Here is a 19,178-nt window from a genome sequence, read left to right on the forward strand (position 1 = left end):
AGGTCAGCAAACCGGCCGACGGGCCGCAACCGGCGAGGTGCGCTGGCTATAATGCCGCCCGTTCAAACAACGGTGACGGTTATGCAAGCTCCCGAACTTCTCTCGCCTGCGGGCACGTTTCACAACATGCGTTACGCGTTTGCCTACGGGGCCGATGCGGTCTACGCCGGGCAGCCGCGCTACTCGCTACGGGTGCGCAATAACGACTTCAAGGTGGCGACGCTGCACCGGGGCATCGAGTATGCCCATGCCAGAGGCAAGCAGTTCTACGTGGCCTCCAACATCGCTGCGCACAACAGCAAGCTCACGACCTACCTGCGGGATATGGAGCCGGTGATCGAGGCTGGGCCGGACGCTCTGATCATGTCCGACCCCGGGCTGATCATGATGATCCGTGAGCGCTGGCCGCACCAAGTCATCCACCTGTCGGTGCAGGCCAATGTGGTGAACTGGGCCGCGGTCAAGTTCTGGCAGCGGCAGGGGATTCAGCGCATCATTCTTTCTCGGGAGCTATCGTTGGAAGAGGTGGCTGAGATCCGCACCGAATGCCCGGATATCGAGATCGAGACGTTCGTTCACGGTGCGCTGTGCATCGCATATTCAGGACGCTGCCTGCTCTCGGGGTACGTCAATCGCCGTGACCCGAACCAGGGCACCTGCACCAACGCCTGCCGCTGGCAATACAAGACGCTGGATGCCACTCAGGATGCCACCGGCGAGCTGATAACCGTGGCGGCAGACACCGAGCGGGCCGCGTTGATCGAAGATGTCTCCCGGCCGGGCAAGCGGATGCCCCTCTACGAAGATGAGCACGGCACTTACCTGTTCAACTCCAAGGACCTGCGCGCCGTGCAGCACGTGGCACGCTTGGCGCGCCTGGGTGTGGCGTCACTGAAGATCGAAGGACGTACCAAGTCCCACTACTACGTGGCGCGTACTGCGCAGGTGTATCGTCAGGCCATTGACGATGCCGTGGCAGGCCGCCCCTTCGACATGGGCTTGATGGATCAGTTGGAAAACCTGGCCAACCGAGGCTATACCGAGGGCTTTTACCGCCGCCATGTGCACGATGAGTTTCAGAACTACGAGCGCGGCCACTCCGTTGGCGTGCACCAGCAGTTCGTGGGCGACATCATCGGTGTCGATGCCACGGGCAGCCTGCTGGACGTCGAGGTCAAGAATCGCTTCGAAGTGGGCGATGCCATGGAGCTGATGCTGCCCGGCGGCAATCGTCGTTTCGTGCTGAAGCAGATGGAAAGCGGGCGCGGTGAGTATCAGACTGCCGCACCCGGCTCAGGGCATCGTGTCCGCATAGCGCTACCTGGCGCGCCCATCGCCCCGGAGCAGTGGGAGTTTGCCCTGCTGATGCGGGATCTTCCTACCGCTCCCTCCCACACCCCCGCCCAGGCCAGCCATCTGGGCGTGGCCGTCAGTTGAACGCGTAGACATCCATCGCCAGCACGCCGTGCTCGACGCTATGGTGCAGCCGCTGGCCCTGGCCCCCGGCTCCCATGGCGACCAGTAACGGTTGGAAGTGCTCCGGCGTGGGATGGTTGCGCTGGGCATGGGGAGCCGTTTGCCATGTCAGCAGCGCCTCCCGCGCGTCTTTGTCCAGTTGGGTGTGTGCCCAATCGGCAAAGGCATCCACCCAGCCTGGCGCCTGGCTGCCCTGAGGCAGTAGCGCATGCAGGTTATGGGTCAGGCTGCCGGAGCCCACGACCAGAATACCTTCGCTGCGCAGGTGGGCAAGCCGCTGGCCCAACTCCATCAGCGCCGCGTTGCTCCACCGGCTGGGAAGCGACAGCGACACGACCGGTAGCCTGGCCTCGGGGTACATCAGGGAAAGTGGCACCCAAGCGCCGTGGTCCATGCCGCGCTCCACGAGTCTGGCACCGAGCGTGTTGCCCAGCGTTGCGGCCAGGGCTGGGTCCCCCGGTGCCGGGTACTGCACGGCGAACAACGCCGCCGGAAAACCGCCAAAATCGTGGAGGGTCTCGGGGTGAGCGCTCTGACTGATGAGCAGCTCCGGCGTTTCCCAGTGGGCTGAGACCACGACGATGGCCTTGGGGCGAAGCGTCTGGCCCAGCTCACGCAGGAACTGGTGAGCGGGCGTGGGGGTCAGCGCCAGCATGGGCGAGCCGTGAGAGATAAACAGGCTAGGTAACATAAGGCACCTCGATGTGCAGCCTGCCAGCGTAGGCACGCCAGCAGGCCAGTGGCTCACGCGAAGCGGCGTGCAACGACCAGGCTGCCGCTGCCAAGGCCGGCTTGCACGACCAGTGCAATGGCCCAGAATACCGGGAATTCCCAGCCGCCGCCCGGGTTGGAAAAGAGCCAGCCGTTACCGATATGTACCCAGGCGGCTCCCAGCAAAACCGGTACCAGGGCAAGGCTGACCCAGCGGGTATAGATACCCAGCAGCAGGGCCAGGCCTCCGCCGACTTCCGCCGCAATGGTCAGGTAGGCCAGAAAGCCTGGCAGGCCCAGCGACTCAAAATAGCCGACCGTTCCAGGCAGGGTGAACACGAATACTTTCAACAGCCCGTGGGCCAGGGTCATGATGCCCAGGCTGATGCGCAGCAGGGCAGTGGCATGCAGGTGTGATGCTTGAGTCGTCAGTGTCGTCGTCATGGTGTTCTCTCGTGGTCGTCGGCATCCCCTCTGGATGCGATGACGCCACTTTACGACGACTGCCTGTCTGGATAATCCCTGCTTTTGGCACTTCACTGTTGCGCTGGGCGCGACAATCCCAGCGCCTTCTCCCAGGCGGGTGGGTCGCCCCAGGCAACCGTCAACTGGTCGATCAGGCGTGCCACTTTGGCAGGCAAAAACTGCCGGGCAGGATAGAGCGCGTGGATGTCCAGGTACGTGGGAGGTATCTCCTGCAATAGCGGCACCAGGCGGCCCTGGGCGATGCTTTCGGTCACCAGGAAGCTGGGCTGATGGGCGATGCCTAGCCCGGCTTCCGCGGCATGGGTCAGCATATCGCCGTTATTGCTCTCCAGCGGTCCGTCGACACTCAACCACTGCTGCCCCACGCGCCAGTCGCCGCTGTTCTGGCCGCTGCGATAGCGTAGGCAACGATGGTCGGCCAGCGCCTCCAGGCGGGTGGGAGTGCCGTGCTGTGCCAGGTAGTCAGGAGAGGCGCAGAACACCATCTGGCAGCGTGCCAGGCGCTTGGCCACCAGGCTGGAATCCGGCAGGCTGCCAATGCGAATGGCCAGGTCGTATCCCTCTTCGAGCAGGTCTACACGGCGGTCATTGAGGTCCAGGCGCACCTCCAGGTGGGGATGATCCCGCATGAAGCGAGCCACCTCGGGAGCCAGGTAGCGAGTGCCAAAGCTCATGGGCCCGTTGATGCGCAGTCGTCCGCTCACGCTTTGAAGGCCGCTACCCACTTCATTGGCAGCCTCCTCCAGAGCCAGCAGGATCGCCTGTGCGCGGGCCAGATAGCGCTCGCCTGCTTCCGTCAGGTGCAGCCGCCGGGTGGTGCGCTGTATCAGCCGCGCGCCCAGTGATTCCTCGAGCGCCATGACCCGGCGCGATAGCAAGGTGCGCGAGAGGTCCAGGGCCTCCGCCGCCCGCGTGTAACTGCCTAACTCGGCCACCTTGACGAAGGCTGTCAGTTGGTCGAACTGGGTCATGACCTGAAGAACGCCTGGGCCGCCTGACGTGGGTCAGGATGGCCGCAAATGGCCGAGATCACCGCGAGCCCGTGGGCACCGGCGGCTTTCACCTGGGCGGCGTGCTCGGCTTTCAAGCCGCCGATGGCCACGCTGGGCAGCGGGCAGGCACTGGCCAGTTGGGCCAGCCCGGTAAAACCGATGGGCTGCGCGTGGTCCTGCTTGCTCCCGGTGGCAAACACGGGCCCCAGCCCCACGTAATCCAGCAGCGCCACGGGGGCACGCTGCAACTGTTCCAGAGTATTGATGGAGAGCCCGATGATCGCCTGCTCGCCCAGCACCTGGCGGGCCTGCATCACGTCCGTATCGCTCTGGCCAACGTGCAAGCCGTCGGCACCGCTGGCGTGCGCCACGTTCAGCCGGTCATTGATGATCAGCGGTACTCCGCTACCTGCCAGCACTTCCTTGAGACGCTTGGCCTGGGCAATCATGGCCTCGTCGCTGGCCTGCTTGTCGCGTAGCTGGACCAGCGTGACGCCTCCTGCCACGGCGGCTTCCACGGTACGTTCCAGGCCCGTGGAGGCGCATAGCTGAGCATCCGTGACCAGGTAGAGCGTAAGATCAACCGACATGTAGGGTCTCCGAGTGAGGTAGTGCAGGCAGGTCATCTGCCGTGAGCGAGTACAGGGTATCCAGCAGCGCCACATAGAAACTGCCCGGCCCTTCGGCCTGCTGCCCGGCGCGACTGCCTGCCAGATTGAAGTAGGTCAGGGCGCCGAGCGTGGCGGCCAGCGGGGCGTGACGGTTGGCCGCCACGAAGCCGGCGACCAGCGCGCTGAGCCCGCAGCCCAGGGTGGTTACCCGTGGCATCAGCGGGTGGCCGCCGGTCAAACGATACAGCGACTGGCCATCGGTGACGATATCGGTGGCCCCGGTCATGGCGACGACACAATGATACCGACGCGCCAGGGTGATGGCCGCTTGGGTGGCATCGTCGGTGCTGACCGTGGCATCCACGCCCCGGCCCTGGTGGGCAAGGCCGCTCAGCGCCATGATTTCCGAAGCATTGGCACGAATCACACTGGGCTGGTAAGCCAGCAGGGACAGGCAAGTTTGCTGGCGCAGCCGCGTGGCACCCACGGCAACCGGGTCCAGCACCCAGGGCACCGCGTGGGCCTGGGCAGAGTGGGCGGCCAGCTGCATGGCCTCGGCCCAAGGGGTAGAGAGCGTACCGATGTTGATCGAGAGCGCTCCCGCGATGGCGGTAAATTCCGCCACTTCTTCCTGGGCATGCAGCATGGCGGGGGAGGCCCCGGCGGCCAGCAGCAGGTTGGCGGTACTGTTCATGGCAACGTAGTTGGTGATGCAGTGAACCAGCGGGGTCTGGTCACGCAGCGCGAGCAGCGTCTCGCGTGGGCTGGGTAGGGTCATGACTTCCTCCCGGCAGGGAGGTGGTGAATGGAAGCACCACGACTCCCTACGCCGGTGCTATCCGGTTCAGGTTCAAAGGGTGCTTCTCAGCCGCGTCGCGGCGCCCCTGTCGTAGGCGTACTATCCTCGGCCAGGCGGGATGTGTAAAGCCAATGGTGCGGAAAGATCAGCGAAACGCGATGCGTGTGCCGTAGGTCAGCATTTCATCGGGCGTCATGGCGCTGCCCGAGACGCCGATCATCTCGTCGCCACACTGGTCGGAACAGGTCAATACGCCGTGGGTCAGCCCCAGTTGCCCGAGGGTGTCGCGGATTTCTCCGGTGCCCAGAAACGTGCTGACTTGCCCCTGTGCATTGCTCAGGTCCGAGACGCCGTGGGCATGATGAAAGCGGACCTTGTAGATGCCATCCATCGAGACGACCTCCACGATGGGGGAAAAGCCGTTCTGTAGCGCGTTGGCCAACTGCTTCAACGTCAGGCGATCATCTAGCGTCATTTCAATGTCGGTCATGACACACTCCCAGGCTAACGATACGCTGAATGTACAGCTGTAGAGACAGTAGTGTAGAAGAGTTGCATAGAAAATCCACTACGACCAATGCCTGGGGAAGCGCCCCGCGCGCTGGCAGGCCTAGTGCACTGCATCCAGGGCGTGTTGCTGTAGTTTGATCAGCGGAATGATGTCCAGCGTGCGTGCATTGGTGCCTGACAGAATCACCGGCGGGGCCAGACCGACCTCTGCGGCTTCTGCCCAACGGTGGGCACACAGGCACCAGCGATCACCGGGCCGCAGGCCAGGAAAGCCGTACTCGGGGCGCGGGGTGACCAGGTCATTGCCCTGCGCGCGGGAAAACGCCAGGAACTCCTCGGTGACCATGGCACATACCGAATGAATGCCCACATCGTCGGTGCCGACCCGGCAAAAGCCATCACGATAAAACCCCGTCTTGGGCGAGTGACAGCAGGGGGTGAGCGGCTCACCCAGTACATTGAGATCACGTGACATGCGGCCTCCTCAGGCAGGGGCTAGAATTATCGCAGCGCCGCCCTCATACATGACCCAAGGGGCGGTAACGGCGGATTCGATGGGGTTCGCGTTAGCAGCAGCCTAAAGCCTTGTACATGGTATGGGCTTCGTCAAAGTATTTACGTACCAAAGTGCCTACTTGGGCACCAATTGCCAGATACATCACGCAGCAACAGGAGAAAGTCATGTCGTTTTCAGGTGAACAGCATCCCGGTGTTGCCCCTGCGGCTCCCCAGACCCAAGGGTTTCGGTTGAATCACACCATGCTGCGGGTCAAGGACCCGGAGCGCGCGCTGGCGTTCTATTCCCGCGTATTTGGCATGCAGGTGCTGCGGCGGCTGGATTTCGAAGAAATGCAGTTCTCGCTCTATTTTCTGGCCAACGTGGAAGCCGACGACCAGGTGCCGGAGGACCAGAACGCTCGCACCGCCTGGACTTTCAGCCAGAAGGGCCTGCTGGAACTGACCCACAACTGGGGCACCGAAACCGAGCAGGACTTTGCCTACCACGACGGCAATGCCGAGCCCCAGGGGTTTGGCCACATCTGCTTCAGCGTGCCGGACCTGGAGGCCGCCCAGGCCTGGTTCGACGAGCACGATGTCACCTTCGTGAAGCGTGCCGACCAGGGCAAGATGAAAGACGTCATTTTCGTCAAGGACGCGGATGGCTACTGGATCGAAGTGATTCAGGCGGATCGCATGGCGGCATTGGGCGGCTAACATGGCACATTTGCTGTTCCGGTTGCGCCACGTGACCGATGAAGAGGCCATGGAAGTGCGCCAACTGCTGGATGAACACGGCTTCGACGTGTATGAAACCCAGGCGGGGTTTTTCCGCCTGGGGGTCGATGCCATCTGGCTGCGCAACCCGGCCCAGCGAGACGACGCCGAGGCGCTGCTGGCGCAGTACCAGGTCGAACGCCAGGCCAGCGTGCGAAAGGCCCACCAGGAAGCGCTGGCCCGCAACGAAGCGCCGACCTGGGGGCGGCGTTTACGGGAGCAGCCGATTCAGATCGCGCTGGTGATGGTCGCCGTGATCCTGATCGCGCTGCTGACCCTGCTGCCGTTCATTGGGCTGGCGCGTTAGTCTGGCACACCGCATCCGTCAGGTGCCCGCGTTTCATGTACATCATGACGCCGTGCTCACCGGCCCGCAGCGATGGGGTGGCCCCAGGTGGGAAGCGGCACCAGCTGCCCTGCGGGTATTCGTTGCCCGCCTCGTAGAGCGAGCCTTCCAGTACCAGCAGTTCCAGCCCGCCCGGTAGCGCAGGGTAATCGATGGTCACCTCATGCTCCCAGCGTTCCAGGCTGACCCGCTCCTGCGCGTAGGTGTGCAGCATCTTGTAGCCGATGCCTGGCCGCCGGTCGGGCTGCCAGGGCAGGCGGTGGGCAGGAATGGCCAGCTGCAGCAGGTCGTTGTCATCGAATTGATGCAGTTTCACCAGAATCAGCGCCCCCTCTTCGCCAATATGGGGCGTATGGCCAGTGCCAATGGGATTGCGCAGGTAGCTGCCCGCAGGGTAGCGGCCATGTTCGTCGGCAAACACGCCCTCCAGCACCAGAATCTCTTCACCGCCGCCATGGGTATGGTGGCTGAACTGGCTGTGCGGCGCGTAACGTACCAGGCTGGTGGCGCGGGCGACTTCCTCGCCAATCCGGTCCAGCATCATACGTTCCACGCCTGCACTGGGCGACGCGACCCAGTGATACTGCTCCGGCGTCATACAGGCAAAGTGGCTAAAATCGGCGTTCAGGCGCATGGGCTTGGCTCTTTGCAATGAGTGAGATGAGCAGGGAGAGGGGCTAGTCTCCTTTATCAGCGCTGCAAAACGCAATCTTCCCTGATGCTTGACCTCGTCATTTGCAAACAAACCGCCGCTCGAAAGCGGCGGTTTTTCATTGCGGGGTGTCGGTCAGTGCACTGAGAATATGGTGAGCCGTCTCGATACGCGCCTGATTGGGGTAGTTGCGGTTTGCCAGCATCACCATAGCGATCTGCTCGCTGGGCACGAAGACCACATAGCCGCCGAAGCCATTGGTTGAGCCCGTCTTGTTGTAGTAGGCCGCTTGCCGAGGGGCCTGCGGTGGCGTGAGGCGATGTGCCGGGTTGGGCGCCAAAATCATCTCGAGCGAATTGCCTTCCAGCAGTGTCTCCAGGGTCACCGGGTAGTGATAATGCTCCCAGCCCAGGCCCTGGGTCATGGGGCCAACGTCGAAGTAGCCTGTGCGTGTCGTTGCCAAGGCGTCATCCAGCCGTTCCGTCGTGCCGCTGGCATTGGCCGGGTCTCGCATATTCGCTTCCAGAAAGGTCAGCACGTCGGCGGCATTGGCTTTCAGCCCGTAGGCCTGGGCATCCAGCACGCCTGGATTCACCCGAATGGGCTCATCCTCCTTCGAGTAGCCATAGGCATAATGTGCCCGTTGCGCGTCGGGCACTTGAAAATGGGTGTGTTCGAGCCCGAGCGGTATGAACAGCGCTTCTTCCATCAGCGTCTCGAAAGGGCTGCCCAAACGTTGCGCGGTGAGATAGCCCAGCAAACCGATGCTCGGATTGGAATACAGACGTTGTGCCCCTGGAGCCGATTCGGGTTGCCATTGGCGATAGTAATCGATCATTTGCTCTTCTGATTGCACCGAGTCCGGAAACTGCAGCGGAAGCTCGCCTGCCGTGTAGGTGCCCAGTTCCAGCAGGGTGATCTCATCGAAGGCACTGCCTTCAAGGGCTGGCCAGTAGCCGCTGGCGGGGTCAGAGAGGGAAAGGGCACCGCTGGCCTGCGCGTAGCCCGCCAGGGCAGCCGTGAAAACCTTGCTGATGGAGCCTAGTTCGAAAAGCGTCTCATCCGTGACCGGTTCCTCCGTCTCCAGGTTTGCAAGCCCATAATTAAAGTAATACGGCTGTCCCTGAATGCTTAGCGCGACGGCCATGCCGGGGATACGATACTGCTCCATCAGCGGGGTGATCGTGCTGTCCAGCAACGCTTGAAGGTCGGCCTCATGAGGCTCTTCGAGCGCCCAGGCTGCCCCGCTGAAAAGTAAGGAGGAGGCCATGAGAAGACAGCGGCGTGCTGAAAACGGCGTGCGCATGCAAAACTCCTGTTGCGATGAGTCATGTCGGTGGAAGGCAGCTCTGGTCGATACAGAAGCCACGGGTGACTAAAATAAAGAGCGCGATGGGTCTCCACAAATGGCAAGATTTTGCATGAGCTATTAGAAAAATTTGGGGGTGGCGCAGTGCGTTCCTATTTGCCGTTGAAGGCTCTGCGGGCCTTTGAGGCATCGGCCAGACATTTGAGCTTCACGCGTGCAGCAGAAGAGCTGCACGTGACACAGGCGGCCGTGAGCCATCAGGTCAAGCGCCTGGAAGGGCTATTGAAGGTGCCGCTATTCACACGTTTGCCCCGAGGGCTAATGCTGACTCAGGAAGGCGAGCTGCTGTTGCCTGTGCTGAAGAATGCGTTCGATCAGATGTCGCACACGTTGGAGCGGTTAGGCGAAAGCCGTCATCGTGAGGTCTTGAACGTGGGTGTGGTGGGTACGTTTGCCGTGGGTTGGCTGCTGCCACGGCTGGCCGACTTTCATGACGCGTATCCGTTCGTCGATTTACGGCTCTCCACCCACAACAATCGTGCCGATTTAGCCGCTGAAGGTCTCGATTTTGCGATTCGCTTTGGCACGGGCGCCTGGCATGGCACGGCGGCTCAGCCACTACTGCCTGCATCGCTTTCGGTGCTATGTGCTCCGGATATTGCTGTACGGCTCGACACGCCAGCCGATGTGTTGCATGAAACCTGGCTGCGTTCGTATCGTGCCGATGAGTGGGCCGAGTGGTTATTGGCCGCCGGATTGCCTCGTAGCCTTCCCACGACCCAGAGCATCGTCTTCGACTCTTCCATTGCCATGGTGGAAGCCGCACTTCAAGGGGTGGGCGTGGCATTGGCGCCACCGTTGATGTTTTCTCGGCAGCTGAGCAGTGGTGCGCTGGTGCAGCCTTTCGACACCACTGTCAGTCTAGGTGGGTACTGGCTGACACGCCTGCAAGCGCGGTCAGAAACCCATGCCATGGCGTCTTTCAGGCAGTGGCTGCTCACCACGATCAACCTGCATGAGGCTGAGCGGTAAGCAGCCGTTGACCTCAATAATCAGTGACGATGACCATGATCACCGTGGTCGTGGTCGTGGTCGTGGTCGCCATGACCATGATCATCGTGGCCTGGTTCGGCCAGGGCGGCGTGGAGTACCGTGGCGTTGTGGCGCATCATGCCCAGGTACGTACTGGCATCGCCCTCACTGGCCAGCGCATCCGCGTAAAGGGTGCCTGCAATGGGCAGGCCGGTTTCTTCGGCCAGTTGCACGATAATGGACTGGTTGGTCATGTTCTCGTGGAACAGCGCCTGAACATTCTCCTGCTCGATCACGTCCACCAGCGCTGCCATGCTGGCGCCGCTGGGGTCTGCTTCGGTAGAGAGCCCCACCGGCGACAGGAAGTTGACCCCATAGGCACGGGAGAAGTAACCGAAGGAGTCGTGGCCGGTGATGACGCTGGCGGAAGCCGGGATCTCACTGATCAGCGCACGAATCTCGGCATCCAGCTCCGCCATGTCAGCCAGGTAGCGATCGGCATTGGCCTGATACTGCTCGGCGTTGTCCGCATCGACTTCCATCAAGCCGTCGCGGATGTTCTCGACGTAGACCCGCGCCTGGGTCATGTCCTGCCAGGCATGGGGGTCATCGTCGCCGTGCTCGTGGTCATCATGGCCATGACCATGTTCATGAGCATCGTGCCCGTGATCGTGGCTGTGTCCATGGTCATGGCCGTGGCTATGTCCATGATCGTGGCTATGCCCATGATCATGCCCATGGTCGTGATCGTCATGCCCATGATCGTCATGGCCCGCGTAGGCCAGGGCGTTGATGCCATCCGTCGTGGTGACCACCGGGCCTTGATAGTCGCTGGAGTCGATCAGTCGCTCCATCCAGCCTTCGAACAGCAGGCCGTTGAAGACCACCAGATCGGCCTCGGCCAGCGCACGGGCATCACCTGGGCGCGGCGAGTAAACGTGGGCATCGCCATCAGGGCCGACCAGGGAAGTGACCTCGACATGCTCGCCGCCCACGTTCTCGACCATATCGGCCAGAATCGAGAAGCTGGTGACCACCTGCACACGCTCATTGGCGATGGCGGCAGGCAGGGCCAGCATGGCGGAAACGCCTACCAGCCAGCGGGAGGTATGGGAAAGGGACATGACAAACTCCTTTAGTGAATGATCAGGATGTCTGCTCCAGGGCGAGTGGCGTGGTCTTGCGTCGCAGCTTGGCCGCTAAGCTGTGATAGCGGCCAAACAGCGCTGACAACAAGTAAGCCACCCCTGCGAGCAGGATAATGCTTGGCCCCGAAGGGGTATCAAAATGGAACGACAGCAGCAGCCCGCCAGTGCTCGACACCATGGCCAGCACCACCGCGATGCCGATCAACCCTTCCAGCCGCTTGCTCCAGAACCGGGCCGCCGTGGCGGGCAGCATCATCAGCCCCACGGCCATCAGCGTGCCCAGGGTTTGGAAGCCCGCCGTCAGGTTCAGCACCAGCAGCCCCAGAAACACGCTATGCACCCAGCCACTGCGGTGGCTTTGGCCGCGCAAGAACAGCGGGTCCAGGCACTCCACCACCAGCGAGCGGAAAATCACCGCCAGCGTGACCACGATGAGCGTGCTGATACCGGCAATCAGTAGCAGGGCGGTCGAGTTGATGGCCAGAATGGAGCCAAACAGCACGTGGGTTAAATCCACGCTGCTGCCGCCCATGGAAATCAACATGACGCCCGCCGCCAACGAAATGATGAAAAAGCTCGCCATGGCTGCGTCTTCCCGCTGGCCGCCCATTTTGGAAACGGCCCCGGCCAGTAGCGCCACCATCAGCCCGAACAGCACGCCGCCCACACTCATCACCGGCAGCGAAAACCCCGCCAGCAAGAAGCCCAGCGCCACCCCCGGCAAAATGGCATGGGCCATGGCATCGCCAATCAGGCTCATGCCGCGCAGCACCAGAAACACACCCAGCGGCGGCGCAGCCAAGGAGAGTGCCAGCCCACCCACCACGGCGCGGCGCATGAAGCCGTAGTCGAACGGCGCGATAAACCACGCGTCAAGCAGTGCCAGCATGACGACCTCCCAACGAGAAGGGCACCACCTGGGCGGGGGCGTGATGCGTGTGCAAGGCACTCGGTGCCACCCAGCGGCCATGGCCGCCGCTCAGCATCAGCACCTCATCGGCCAGGCGGCGCAGGTGGTCCATGTCGTGCAGCACGATGATGATCGTCACGCCTTCATCGGCCATCTGGCGCAGGATACGGATCAAGATATCCACCGTGTCGCTGTCCACGTTGGCGAACGGCTCATCCAGCAGCAGCAGCTCGGCTTCCTGCATCAGCGTGCGGCCAATCAGTGCCCGCTGGCGCTGGCCGCCGGACAGCTCGCCCAGTGGCCGATGTGCCAAATGGGAGATGCCCAGCCGCGCCATGATCTCGCGACCCTTGCGGTAGTGCGCCGCGCAGTAACCTTTCATGGCCCCATGGCTTGGCCAACTGCCGGTCATCACCAGCTCTTCCACGCTCATGGGGAAGGTGAGGTCTAACGCCAGCTGCTGGGGCAGCCAGGCACGGCGCGCTTTATCCACCGTGCATACCACCTTGCCGCTAATCGGCCGAAGCTCACCCATAATGGCCTGAATCAGCGTGCTTTTACCGGCACCGTTCGCACCAATGAGCGCGGTGATCGCGCCGCGCTTGATGTCGCCGTCCACATGCTCCAGCACGGTGCGACCACCCTGTGCCAGGTGCAGGTCGTGCAGTTGCAGGCGAGAAGAGGAACGCTCACTCATAGCGGCCACCCGCCTGCCCACGCCACCAGCCCCCACAACGCCAGCAGGGGAAGGGCAACCAACCCCAGCCGTTTGGTGGCCGACAACGACATCAGCGAAAAATGACAAGGACCTTCCTTGTTATGGCGATGCATGTGCTCACTCATCGAGCAACCTCACTCACGAATAAATAAGTTATAACATAACGAATAGGGAAACAAAAAAAGAGCCGCATATTTTACGCGCTCATGCGGCCCTGACAACGACAAGCGTACCTATAAAAAGTGCCCGGCAAGCCGAGCACGAAAAGCAGCCTGGCCCACCTTCAGAACCGCCAGGTCGCGCTCAGCTGTTGAGGGGTAACCAGCAGGGCATATTCGCCTTCCAGCGTGACCGGGCCCAGCGACACACGGGCCGGTTGGAAGTGGTTGATCGCGCGGGACGCCTGATGGGGCTGGGTCCAGATCTGTAATTCATTGATCAGCATGCCGGTGGCAAAATTGACCGCGCCATCCCGCTCCCGGCCATCGGCCGCAATCACCGCGCCGGCCACGCTGTTCACCACCAGGGAGCTGACCCGCGCTTCCCAGCCACGGCGTTCGCGTTCAGCCTGGGCCAACTGCAGGCCCAACGCCTGCACCCCGCTCAACTCGCCCTGGGCCTTCAGCCGCTCATACTCTGCCAGCGCCGCCCGATGTGGCTGGCGATCGGTGAGCGTCCCCGCCAGCGCCAGCGCCGACTTCACCACGCCAATACGCGCATCGAAACGGTCATCGCGGCTGCTGGCCTCGCTGGACTGGTAGGCATCGACCACCAGGCTGGCCGCGTAAATGCCGCTCCAGCCCGCCTCCCACCACTGCGCCTGACGCGCCCCGTTCTCGAACACGCGGTCGTACGTGGCCCACTCATCCCCAGTTTGCGCCTGGGCGGGCAGTGTCAGCACCAGCAACGCCCCCGCCGCTAACATCTTCTGTACACGTTGCCGTAATTGCATGGCCAAACACCTGAGTCACCGAAACGATAGTGCTAAGCGTAGCACGGCGGAAAGGTGCCATGAGCGTGGAAAGTGGGTAGGCAAAGCGTGATGAGGATCAATGGTGTTTCAGGGCGAAGAGTGCTTAGATGGTGGCAAGAACAATAGGAGAGCCGCCATGGATGACTTTTCACCTTCTGATCTTAAAACCATCCTGCACTCCAAGCGTGCGAACCTGTACTACCTCCAGCACTGCCGAGTGTTGGTGAACGGTGGGCGGGTAGAGTACGTCACCGATGAAGGTAGCAAGTCGCGCTACTGGAATATTCCCATTGCCAATACCACCTCGATACTGCTGGGCACAGGCACCTCGATTACCCAAGCGGCCATGCGCGAACTCGCCAAGGCAGGCGTACTGGTCGGGTTTTGTGGTGGCGGTGGCACACCGCTGTTTGCCGCCAATGAAGTGGATGTGGACGTTGCCTGGCTGACGCCACAAAGCGAGTACCGGCCCACGGAGTATCTCCAATACTGGGTACGCTTCTGGTTTGATGATGCCAAACGCCTGGATGCTGCGCGCGCCTTTCAGCAGGCGCGCTTGGCCCGTATCGAAGCGCTGTGGACAAGCCGAGTGATGAAAGACGCAGGCTTTACTATTGCCACCGATCACCTGCACAGCGCACTCACCCATCATCGCGAAGCCATCAAGCAAGCCCCCAGCACGGTTGACCTGCTCACCCTGGAAGCGCGATTAACCAAAACGCTGTTCAAGCTAGCGGTGAACGCCGTTGATTACGGCGACTTCACCCGCGCCAAGCGCGGCGCGGGTACCGACCCCGCCAACCGTTTTCTCGATCATGGCAACTACCTGGCCTATGGCTTGGCGGCGACCGCCACTTGGGTATTGGGCATTCCCCACGGCCTGGCGGTACTCCACGGTAAAACCCGCCGAGGTGGGCTAGTGTTCGATGTGGCGGATCTGGTGAAAGACGCGGTGATTCTGCCCCAAGCGTTCATTTCCGCCATGCGCGGCGATGAAGAGCAGGAGTTCCGCCAAGCCTGCATCGAACGCTTGACCCGCACCGAATCCCTCGACTTCATGATCGATACGCTCAAGGAAGTCGCCCAGGCGCTGGGGCAAGAACTGGGGAACGGCGATTCATGAACGTGCTGCTGATTTCCCAGTGCAATAAAAATGCCCTGAAAGAAACGCGCCGAATTCTCGACCAGTTTGCCGAACGCCGGGGCGACCGCACTTGGCAAACGCCGATTACCCAAGCCGGGCTGGATACACTGCGTAAGCTGTTGCGTAAAACCGCCCGTAAGAATACCGCCGTCGCCTGCCACTGGATTCGTGGCCACGACCACAGTGAGTTGATGTGGGTGGTGGGGGATGCTGCCCAGTTCAATCTCAATGGCGCCGTACCGACCAACACCACCGCCCGAGATATCCTGCGACGCCGCGATGAAAATGATTGGCACAACGGCGAAGATATTCTCCTGCTCACCGCGCTGGCTGCGTTGCTGCATGATTTGGGGAAAGCCTGTGATGCCTTTCAGCAGCGGCTCAAGGGCAAGTTGGAAGGGCGTAATTTATACCGCCATGAGTGGATATCCCTACGTCTGTTCCAGGCATTCGTGGGAAGTGATGACGATGCCTCCTGGTTGGCGCGCTTGGCTGAAGGCAGTTATCAAGAGCAAGACTGGCTGGGTGGATTAGAGCGTGACGGGATAGATACACCCGCCTCTGCGGTATTTAGCCGTTTACCCCCGTTGGCGGCTGCGCTGGGTTGGCTAGTGCTTAGCCACCATCGGCTACCGTTAAAGCCACCGGAACGCGATGGCGAGGCTGAACGGCGCTGGGGCAGAGGAAATACGCCACTTCAATCAGAGCAACTAGGCGGGCTGTTTGCTTCTATTCATGCCGAATGGAACGAGCTTCCCGAGACCCAGGACCCTAAACGCATTACGCCCTACTGGCAGTTCAAGGGCGGGTTGCCTGTTAGTACGCCACGTTGGCGTGAGCGTGCCTCAAAGCTTGCCATGCGATTACAGGCACGGCTGCCCAATGGTTGCCACTGGTTGGAAAGCCGCTATGTCATGCACTTGGCACGGCTTAGCTTGATGTTGGCCGACCACCACTACTCAAGCCTTGAAGACCTCCAGCATCGCGTGCGCGGCGAGCCCAGCTACCCGTTAATTGCCAATACCGTGCGCAAAACTGGCAAGCCCAACCAGCCATTGGATGAGCATATTCTGGGGGTTGAGAAACATGCGGCGGCGGTTGCTCGCGCGCTACCCAGCGTCGACAGCCACTTACCCCGTTTAGCGCGCCACAAAGGGTTCCGTAAGCGCAGTAGCCACCCACGTTTTCGCTGGCAAGATAAAGCGTTTGACCTTGCCCAGTCGCTAAGGGAGCGCAGCCAGCGCCAAGGATTTTTTGGCATTAACATGGCGTCCACCGGGTGCGGTAAAACCCTCGCCAATGGGCGCATCATGTATGCGTTGGCTGACCCTCAGCAGGGCGCGCGGTTTAGCATTGCGCTGGGGCTACGCACCCTGACGCTTCAAACTGGCCAGGCTTTACGAGATCGCTTGAATTTAGGGGAAGACGAACTCGCCGTACGCGTAGGGGGAAGTGCCAATAAAGCCCTATTCGAACACTATGAGCAACAGGCTGAAGCCCGAGGCTCGGCGTCGCAACAGGCGTTGATCGAAGAAGATGCTCACGTGGTGTTCGACGGTAATTTTGATAATCACCCGGTGCTGCGCCGCTTGAGCGATGAGTCGGGCACTCGCGCGCTGATCGCTGCGCCCATTTTGGTATGTACCGTTGACCACCTAGTGCCAGCCACCGAGAGCATTCGGGGTGGACGTCAGATCGTGCCCATGCTGCGCCTGATGAGCAGCGATCTGGTGCTCGATGAAATAGACGATTTCGATATCAACGACTTGCCGGCGCTTACCCGATTAGTCAATTGGGCTGGGCTGCTAGGTTCACGGGTGCTGCTTTCATCGGCCACCTTGCCGCCTGCGCTGGTTGAAGGGTTGTATGAAGCCTACCGAAGCGGTCGTGAAGCTTTTCAACGCCATCGAGGCGAACCAGGCTTGGCGGTGGATATTTGCTGTGCCTGGTTCGACGAGCATGACCGCCAGCATGAAAACTGCGCCAGTAGCGAGACCTTCAAGGCCGCACACAACGCTTTTGCCAAGCGCCGCTTAGAACGTTTGGCCAAAAGCCCAGTACGCCGCCGTGCAGATATTTTAGCGTTACCGCCGTTGAGCAAACGCCCTGAAGAGGTAAGGCCAACGATTGCGACCCTGCTGCGTCAAAATGCGCTAGCACTCCACCAGCAGCATCATTCCGTTGACCCACACTCGGACAAGCGCGTCAGCTTTGGCTTGGTTCGCATGGCTAATATTGATCCCTTGGTGGATGTTGCCAAAGCGCTGTTTCAACAGGGCGCGCCGGAGGGTGTTCGCATTCACCTCTGCGTTTACCACTCTCGTCACCCGTTGGTCATGCGCTCAGAAATTGAGCGCCGGTTAGACAAAACGCTGCAACGGGCTGAACCAGATCGCGTTTTTCAGCAGCCGGATATTCGTCACCTTCTGGATGGCAGCGAAGAGCAAGACCATCTGTTTATCGTTCTAGGCTCGCCAGTCACTGAGGTGGGGCGCGACCACGACTACGACTGGGCCATTGTCGAACCATCGTCCATGCGCTCGATTATCCAGTTGGTTGGCCGTGTTCGACGACACCGCGAGCAGGCGTGTGATTCGCCCAATATTTTGCTGCTCGATACCAACCTCAAACATTTAGAGCAGCCTGGAAAACCCGCTTTCCACAAACCCGGCTTTGAAACAGATCTGCAATGGCGGCTAAGTAGCCACTCGCTTAGTGAGCTGTTAACGCAAGATGAGTACCAGGTGATCGATGCCCGCCCCCGCGTGCTGGCGCGGGAAGTGCTGCGCGCCAAAGATAGTCTTGTCGACCTGGAGCATGAGCGGCTACATCAACTGATGATCGAGCAGCCCGCCGAGCCATTGACCAAAAAAGAGCTACGAATTGGCAAAACGCCCAAACCACCGCCGTTAGGAGCCTACAGCTGGCATGTGATGCCGCAACTGCATTTGACGGGTGTATTGATACAGCGCGACCCCTTTCGCAAACAGCTCGAATCTGAAACCACGCTAGCGCTGCTGCCCGATGAGGGCGGTGAAACCTGGACACTCCACCGCGTAGACGATGGCGCAAGGCGAGGCGAAAAGCTCTACGTGCCGGTGGAAGAGAGCCTGCTGGTGCGGGTAGCGCTAGAAAAAGAGCAGGGCGAGCGGATACAGCCCTGGGGTGCAACCGACTATTTAACAGCCCTGGCCGACTTGGCGGAAGACCTGGATATCTCCCTGGATCGCGCCGCCCGTACCTTCGGCACGGTAACAGCTTCGGCTAGAAATCAGCGATGGGGGTATCACCCTGTGTTGGGGTTTTGGCGGAGTAACTAGCTATACGTTCGCGAGCCGATCACTGATTAAGCGGTTGAGGCTGATATTTTCCTCTGCTGCCTTGATCGCAAGCTCGCGGTGTTTTTCTGGGGGAATGCGCACATTAAAACGACCAGAGTAGTGGCGTTCAGACAGTGGGAGCGGTGGTGTTTCTCCTTCGGCCTCCATGTCGGCCACTACGTCGGCCACCAGAGACAGAATACCTTCCAGCGCTTCTTGGTGAGTATCTGCAAGCCAGGAGAGGCTGGGTAGTTCGGCGCATAAACCAACGAATTGGTCATCTTCTTCGGACCAGCGGATGCGGTAGGTGTAATGGGTATGGTTCACCATGGTGCGACTCCCATCGTCATGCTGATGACGATAATTTATCAATGGCAGCGAGCGCTTGGCGTACCTGATAAGCCTTGGCTTCTCCATTTTTCCCTCGCTGAATATTAACGCGAGGGTCGCGGGGCCAAGGTGTTTTGTACACTCGATGGCTGGTTTTTTGCTGGCGAGGAGGGCCAAAGTAGTGATCGCATAAATAGGCCAATTCGTCGAAGCTCATGCTTTGAGGCTGTCGACGTGCTTTATCCAGAAGCTTATCAAGCTTTGCCATAAGCGCTCTCAAATAGTAGTACTAATAATAGTACTGTATTGGATGTATGTCACGCTGCCATGATGAGTCTGCTGCCTGTTCGGCAGGACATTGCCAAATGCAAATATAAGGCGTGCGATAGTATTGCTGAGCTACCTTCTCGGCAGTCAGAAATGAAGGTTAGGAGCC

The 19,178-nt window shown here is 60.8% G+C and carries 22 protein-coding genes and 1 riboswitch; of the genes, 6 read left to right on the plus strand and 16 right to left on the minus strand.

The window, feature by feature from the left end; translation table 11 throughout:
* The first annotated feature begins 81 nt into the window (after window positions 1-81).
* Window positions 82-1,437 carry a peptidase U32 family protein gene (gene trhP / locus RVM26_RS17040; protein ID WP_498939800.1) on the plus strand — a complete coding sequence of 452 codons (1,356 nt, stop codon included), beginning with the start codon at window positions 82-84 and terminating at the stop codon, window positions 1,435-1,437.
* On the opposite strand, the gene RVM26_RS17045 is transcribed toward trhP, so the two are convergent.
* The 7 genes from RVM26_RS17045 to RVM26_RS17075 form a co-directional block, all read right to left on the minus strand.
* Window positions 1,430-2,167 (minus strand): DODA-type extradiol aromatic ring-opening family dioxygenase, encoded by a 738-nt coding sequence (locus tag RVM26_RS17045; protein WP_498939802.1) that lies wholly within the window; start codon window positions 2,165-2,167, stop codon window positions 1,430-1,432. The genes trhP and RVM26_RS17045 overlap by 8 nt on opposite strands.
* A gap of 53 nt (window positions 2,168-2,220) precedes the next feature.
* A complete protein-coding gene (locus tag RVM26_RS17050) occupies window positions 2,221-2,631 on the minus strand; it encodes a DoxX family protein (protein WP_016915796.1) in 411 nt (136 codons plus the stop codon).
* Window positions 2,632-2,723: 92 nt separating this feature from the next.
* The gene (locus RVM26_RS17055) at window positions 2,724-3,644 is read right to left on the minus strand and encodes a LysR family transcriptional regulator (protein ID WP_016915797.1); all 921 of its coding nucleotides are present in this window, start codon (window positions 3,642-3,644) and stop codon (window positions 2,724-2,726) included.
* A complete protein-coding gene (gene thiE, locus RVM26_RS17060) occupies window positions 3,641-4,255 on the minus strand; it encodes a thiamine phosphate synthase (RefSeq protein ID WP_039180618.1) in 615 nt (204 codons plus the stop codon). Before thiE ends, RVM26_RS17055 begins: the two co-directional genes overlap by 4 nt.
* Window positions 4,245-5,054 (minus strand): hydroxyethylthiazole kinase, encoded by an 810-nt coding sequence (gene thiM / locus RVM26_RS17065; protein ID WP_498939805.1) that lies wholly within the window; start codon window positions 5,052-5,054, stop codon window positions 4,245-4,247. The genes thiE and thiM overlap by 11 nt, the downstream gene beginning before the upstream one ends.
* Before the next feature lie 26 nt (window positions 5,055-5,080).
* Window positions 5,081-5,172, minus strand: a riboswitch (TPP riboswitch).
* Between the two features lie 48 nt (window positions 5,173-5,220).
* Window positions 5,221-5,565, minus strand: coding sequence for a hypothetical protein (locus RVM26_RS17070; protein ID WP_039180612.1), 345 nt, complete (start codon window positions 5,563-5,565; stop codon window positions 5,221-5,223).
* Window positions 5,566-5,685: 120 nt separating this feature from the next.
* Complete coding sequence (locus RVM26_RS17075) at window positions 5,686-6,060, minus strand: DUF2237 family protein (RefSeq protein WP_039180609.1); 375 nt, start codon at window positions 6,058-6,060, stop codon at window positions 5,686-5,688.
* Window positions 6,061-6,266: 206 nt separating this feature from the next.
* Between RVM26_RS17075 and gloA the strand changes: the two genes are divergently transcribed.
* Together gloA and RVM26_RS17085 are read left to right on the plus strand one after the other, a co-directional pair.
* Window positions 6,267-6,800 carry a lactoylglutathione lyase gene (gene gloA / locus RVM26_RS17080; protein ID WP_096921639.1) on the plus strand — a complete coding sequence of 178 codons (534 nt, stop codon included), beginning with the start codon at window positions 6,267-6,269 and terminating at the stop codon, window positions 6,798-6,800.
* A gap of 1 nt (window position 6,801) precedes the next feature.
* Complete coding sequence (locus tag RVM26_RS17085) at window positions 6,802-7,167, plus strand: DUF6164 family protein (RefSeq protein ID WP_193461403.1); 366 nt, start codon at window positions 6,802-6,804, stop codon at window positions 7,165-7,167.
* Here the strand turns inward: RVM26_RS17085 and RVM26_RS17090 are convergent.
* Together RVM26_RS17090 and ampC are read right to left on the minus strand one after the other, a co-directional pair.
* Window positions 7,148-7,840, minus strand: a complete 693-nt coding sequence (locus RVM26_RS17090; protein ID WP_498939808.1) for a cupin domain-containing protein — start codon at window positions 7,838-7,840, stop codon at window positions 7,148-7,150. The genes RVM26_RS17085 and RVM26_RS17090 overlap by 20 nt on opposite strands.
* Before the next feature lie 136 nt (window positions 7,841-7,976).
* Window positions 7,977-9,164 (minus strand): serine hydrolase family protein, encoded by a 1,188-nt coding sequence (ampC, locus tag RVM26_RS17095; protein ID WP_498939810.1) that lies wholly within the window; start codon window positions 9,162-9,164, stop codon window positions 7,977-7,979.
* A gap of 147 nt (window positions 9,165-9,311) precedes the next feature.
* On the opposite strand from ampC, the gene RVM26_RS17100 reads away from it, so the two are divergent.
* Entirely contained in the window at window positions 9,312-10,199 is an 888-nt protein-coding gene (locus tag RVM26_RS17100) for a LysR family transcriptional regulator (RefSeq protein ID WP_498939812.1), read from the plus strand.
* A gap of 20 nt (window positions 10,200-10,219) precedes the next feature.
* Here the strand turns inward: RVM26_RS17100 and RVM26_RS17105 are convergent, their stop codons facing one another.
* The 5 genes from RVM26_RS17105 to RVM26_RS17125 all read right to left on the minus strand — a co-directional run bounded on the left by RVM26_RS17105 (window position 10,220) and on the right by RVM26_RS17125 (window position 13,927).
* Window positions 10,220-11,323 (minus strand): TroA family protein, encoded by a 1,104-nt coding sequence (locus RVM26_RS17105; RefSeq protein WP_498939814.1) that lies wholly within the window; start codon window positions 11,321-11,323, stop codon window positions 10,220-10,222.
* Window positions 11,324-11,345: 22 nt separating this feature from the next.
* Entirely contained in the window at window positions 11,346-12,236 is an 891-nt protein-coding gene (locus RVM26_RS17110; RefSeq protein WP_096921635.1) for a metal ABC transporter permease, read from the minus strand.
* Complete coding sequence (locus RVM26_RS17115) at window positions 12,220-12,954, minus strand: metal ABC transporter ATP-binding protein (RefSeq protein ID WP_016915809.1); 735 nt, start codon at window positions 12,952-12,954, stop codon at window positions 12,220-12,222. Before RVM26_RS17115 ends, RVM26_RS17110 begins: the two co-directional genes overlap by 17 nt.
* Window positions 12,951-13,100: a hypothetical protein gene (locus RVM26_RS17120; RefSeq protein WP_167385702.1), complete on the minus strand. Its 150-nt coding sequence runs from the start codon at window positions 13,098-13,100 to the stop codon at window positions 12,951-12,953. The genes RVM26_RS17115 and RVM26_RS17120 overlap by 4 nt, the downstream gene beginning before the upstream one ends.
* Before the next feature lie 158 nt (window positions 13,101-13,258).
* The gene (locus RVM26_RS17125) at window positions 13,259-13,927 is read right to left on the minus strand and encodes a hypothetical protein (protein WP_498939817.1); all 669 of its coding nucleotides are present in this window, start codon (window positions 13,925-13,927) and stop codon (window positions 13,259-13,261) included.
* A gap of 157 nt (window positions 13,928-14,084) precedes the next feature.
* On the opposite strand from RVM26_RS17125, the gene cas1f reads away from it, so the two are divergent.
* Window positions 14,085-15,071, plus strand: coding sequence for a type I-F CRISPR-associated endonuclease Cas1 (cas1f, locus tag RVM26_RS17130; RefSeq protein ID WP_498939819.1), 987 nt, complete (start codon window positions 14,085-14,087; stop codon window positions 15,069-15,071).
* Window positions 15,068-18,412 (plus strand): type I-F CRISPR-associated helicase Cas3f, encoded by a 3,345-nt coding sequence (cas3f, locus tag RVM26_RS17135; protein WP_498939821.1) that lies wholly within the window; start codon window positions 15,068-15,070, stop codon window positions 18,410-18,412. The genes cas1f and cas3f overlap by 4 nt, the downstream gene beginning before the upstream one ends.
* Here cas3f and RVM26_RS17140 read toward each other — a convergent pair whose 3' ends face one another.
* Window positions 18,413-18,742 (minus strand): type II toxin-antitoxin system HicB family antitoxin, encoded by a 330-nt coding sequence (locus tag RVM26_RS17140; RefSeq protein ID WP_081192045.1) that lies wholly within the window; start codon window positions 18,740-18,742, stop codon window positions 18,413-18,415.
* 16 nt (window positions 18,743-18,758) lie between these two features.
* Window positions 18,759-19,010, minus strand: a complete 252-nt coding sequence (locus tag RVM26_RS17145; RefSeq protein WP_081192043.1) for a toxin HicA — start codon at window positions 19,008-19,010, stop codon at window positions 18,759-18,761.
* Between the last annotated feature and the right edge of the window lie 168 nt (window positions 19,011-19,178).

Origin of the sequence: Halomonas sp. KM072, assembly GCF_050710315.1 — a bacterium.
GTDB classification, from domain to species: domain Bacteria; phylum Pseudomonadota; class Gammaproteobacteria; order Pseudomonadales; family Halomonadaceae; genus Vreelandella; species Vreelandella hamiltonii.

What these genes read in the sequence shown, in the direction of transcription:
- RVM26_RS17075 (WP_039180609.1), bottom strand. Translation starts at nt 6,060, where the DNA reads ATGTCACGTGATCTCAATGTACTGGGTGAGCCGCTCACCCCCTGCTGT.
- RVM26_RS17055 (WP_016915797.1), bottom strand. Translation starts at nt 3,644, where the DNA reads ATGACCCAGTTCGACCAACTGACAGCCTTCGTCAAGGTGGCCGAGTTA.
- trhP (WP_498939800.1), top strand. Translation starts at nt 82, where the DNA reads ATGCAAGCTCCCGAACTTCTCTCGCCTGCGGGCACGTTTCACAACATG.
- RVM26_RS17045 (WP_498939802.1), bottom strand. Translation starts at nt 2,167, where the DNA reads ATGTTACCTAGCCTGTTTATCTCTCACGGCTCGCCCATGCTGGCGCTG.
- gloA (WP_096921639.1), top strand. Translation starts at nt 6,267, where the DNA reads ATGTCGTTTTCAGGTGAACAGCATCCCGGTGTTGCCCCTGCGGCTCCC.
- RVM26_RS17145 (WP_081192043.1), bottom strand. Translation starts at nt 19,010, where the DNA reads ATGGCAAAGCTTGATAAGCTTCTGGATAAAGCACGTCGACAGCCTCAA.
- RVM26_RS17115 (WP_016915809.1), bottom strand. Translation starts at nt 12,954, where the DNA reads ATGAGTGAGCGTTCCTCTTCTCGCCTGCAACTGCACGACCTGCACCTG.
- thiE (WP_039180618.1), bottom strand. Translation starts at nt 4,255, where the DNA reads ATGTCGGTTGATCTTACGCTCTACCTGGTCACGGATGCTCAGCTATGC.
- RVM26_RS17110 (WP_096921635.1), bottom strand. Translation starts at nt 12,236, where the DNA reads ATGCTGGCACTGCTTGACGCGTGGTTTATCGCGCCGTTCGACTACGGC.
- RVM26_RS17120 (WP_167385702.1), bottom strand. Translation starts at nt 13,100, where the DNA reads ATGAGTGAGCACATGCATCGCCATAACAAGGAAGGTCCTTGTCATTTT.
- cas1f (WP_498939819.1), top strand. Translation starts at nt 14,085, where the DNA reads ATGGATGACTTTTCACCTTCTGATCTTAAAACCATCCTGCACTCCAAG.
- RVM26_RS17070 (WP_039180612.1), bottom strand. Translation starts at nt 5,565, where the DNA reads ATGACCGACATTGAAATGACGCTAGATGATCGCCTGACGTTGAAGCAG.
- RVM26_RS17050 (WP_016915796.1), bottom strand. Translation starts at nt 2,631, where the DNA reads ATGACGACGACACTGACGACTCAAGCATCACACCTGCATGCCACTGCC.
- RVM26_RS17085 (WP_193461403.1), top strand. Translation starts at nt 6,802, where the DNA reads ATGGCACATTTGCTGTTCCGGTTGCGCCACGTGACCGATGAAGAGGCC.
- RVM26_RS17105 (WP_498939814.1), bottom strand. Translation starts at nt 11,323, where the DNA reads ATGTCCCTTTCCCATACCTCCCGCTGGCTGGTAGGCGTTTCCGCCATG.
- RVM26_RS17140 (WP_081192045.1), bottom strand. Translation starts at nt 18,742, where the DNA reads ATGGTGAACCATACCCATTACACCTACCGCATCCGCTGGTCCGAAGAA.
- ampC (WP_498939810.1), bottom strand. Translation starts at nt 9,164, where the DNA reads ATGCGCACGCCGTTTTCAGCACGCCGCTGTCTTCTCATGGCCTCCTCC.
- cas3f (WP_498939821.1), top strand. Translation starts at nt 15,068, where the DNA reads ATGAACGTGCTGCTGATTTCCCAGTGCAATAAAAATGCCCTGAAAGAA.
- RVM26_RS17090 (WP_498939808.1), bottom strand. Translation starts at nt 7,840, where the DNA reads ATGCGCCTGAACGCCGATTTTAGCCACTTTGCCTGTATGACGCCGGAG.
- thiM (WP_498939805.1), bottom strand. Translation starts at nt 5,054, where the DNA reads ATGACCCTACCCAGCCCACGCGAGACGCTGCTCGCGCTGCGTGACCAG.
- RVM26_RS17125 (WP_498939817.1), bottom strand. Translation starts at nt 13,927, where the DNA reads ATGCAATTACGGCAACGTGTACAGAAGATGTTAGCGGCGGGGGCGTTG.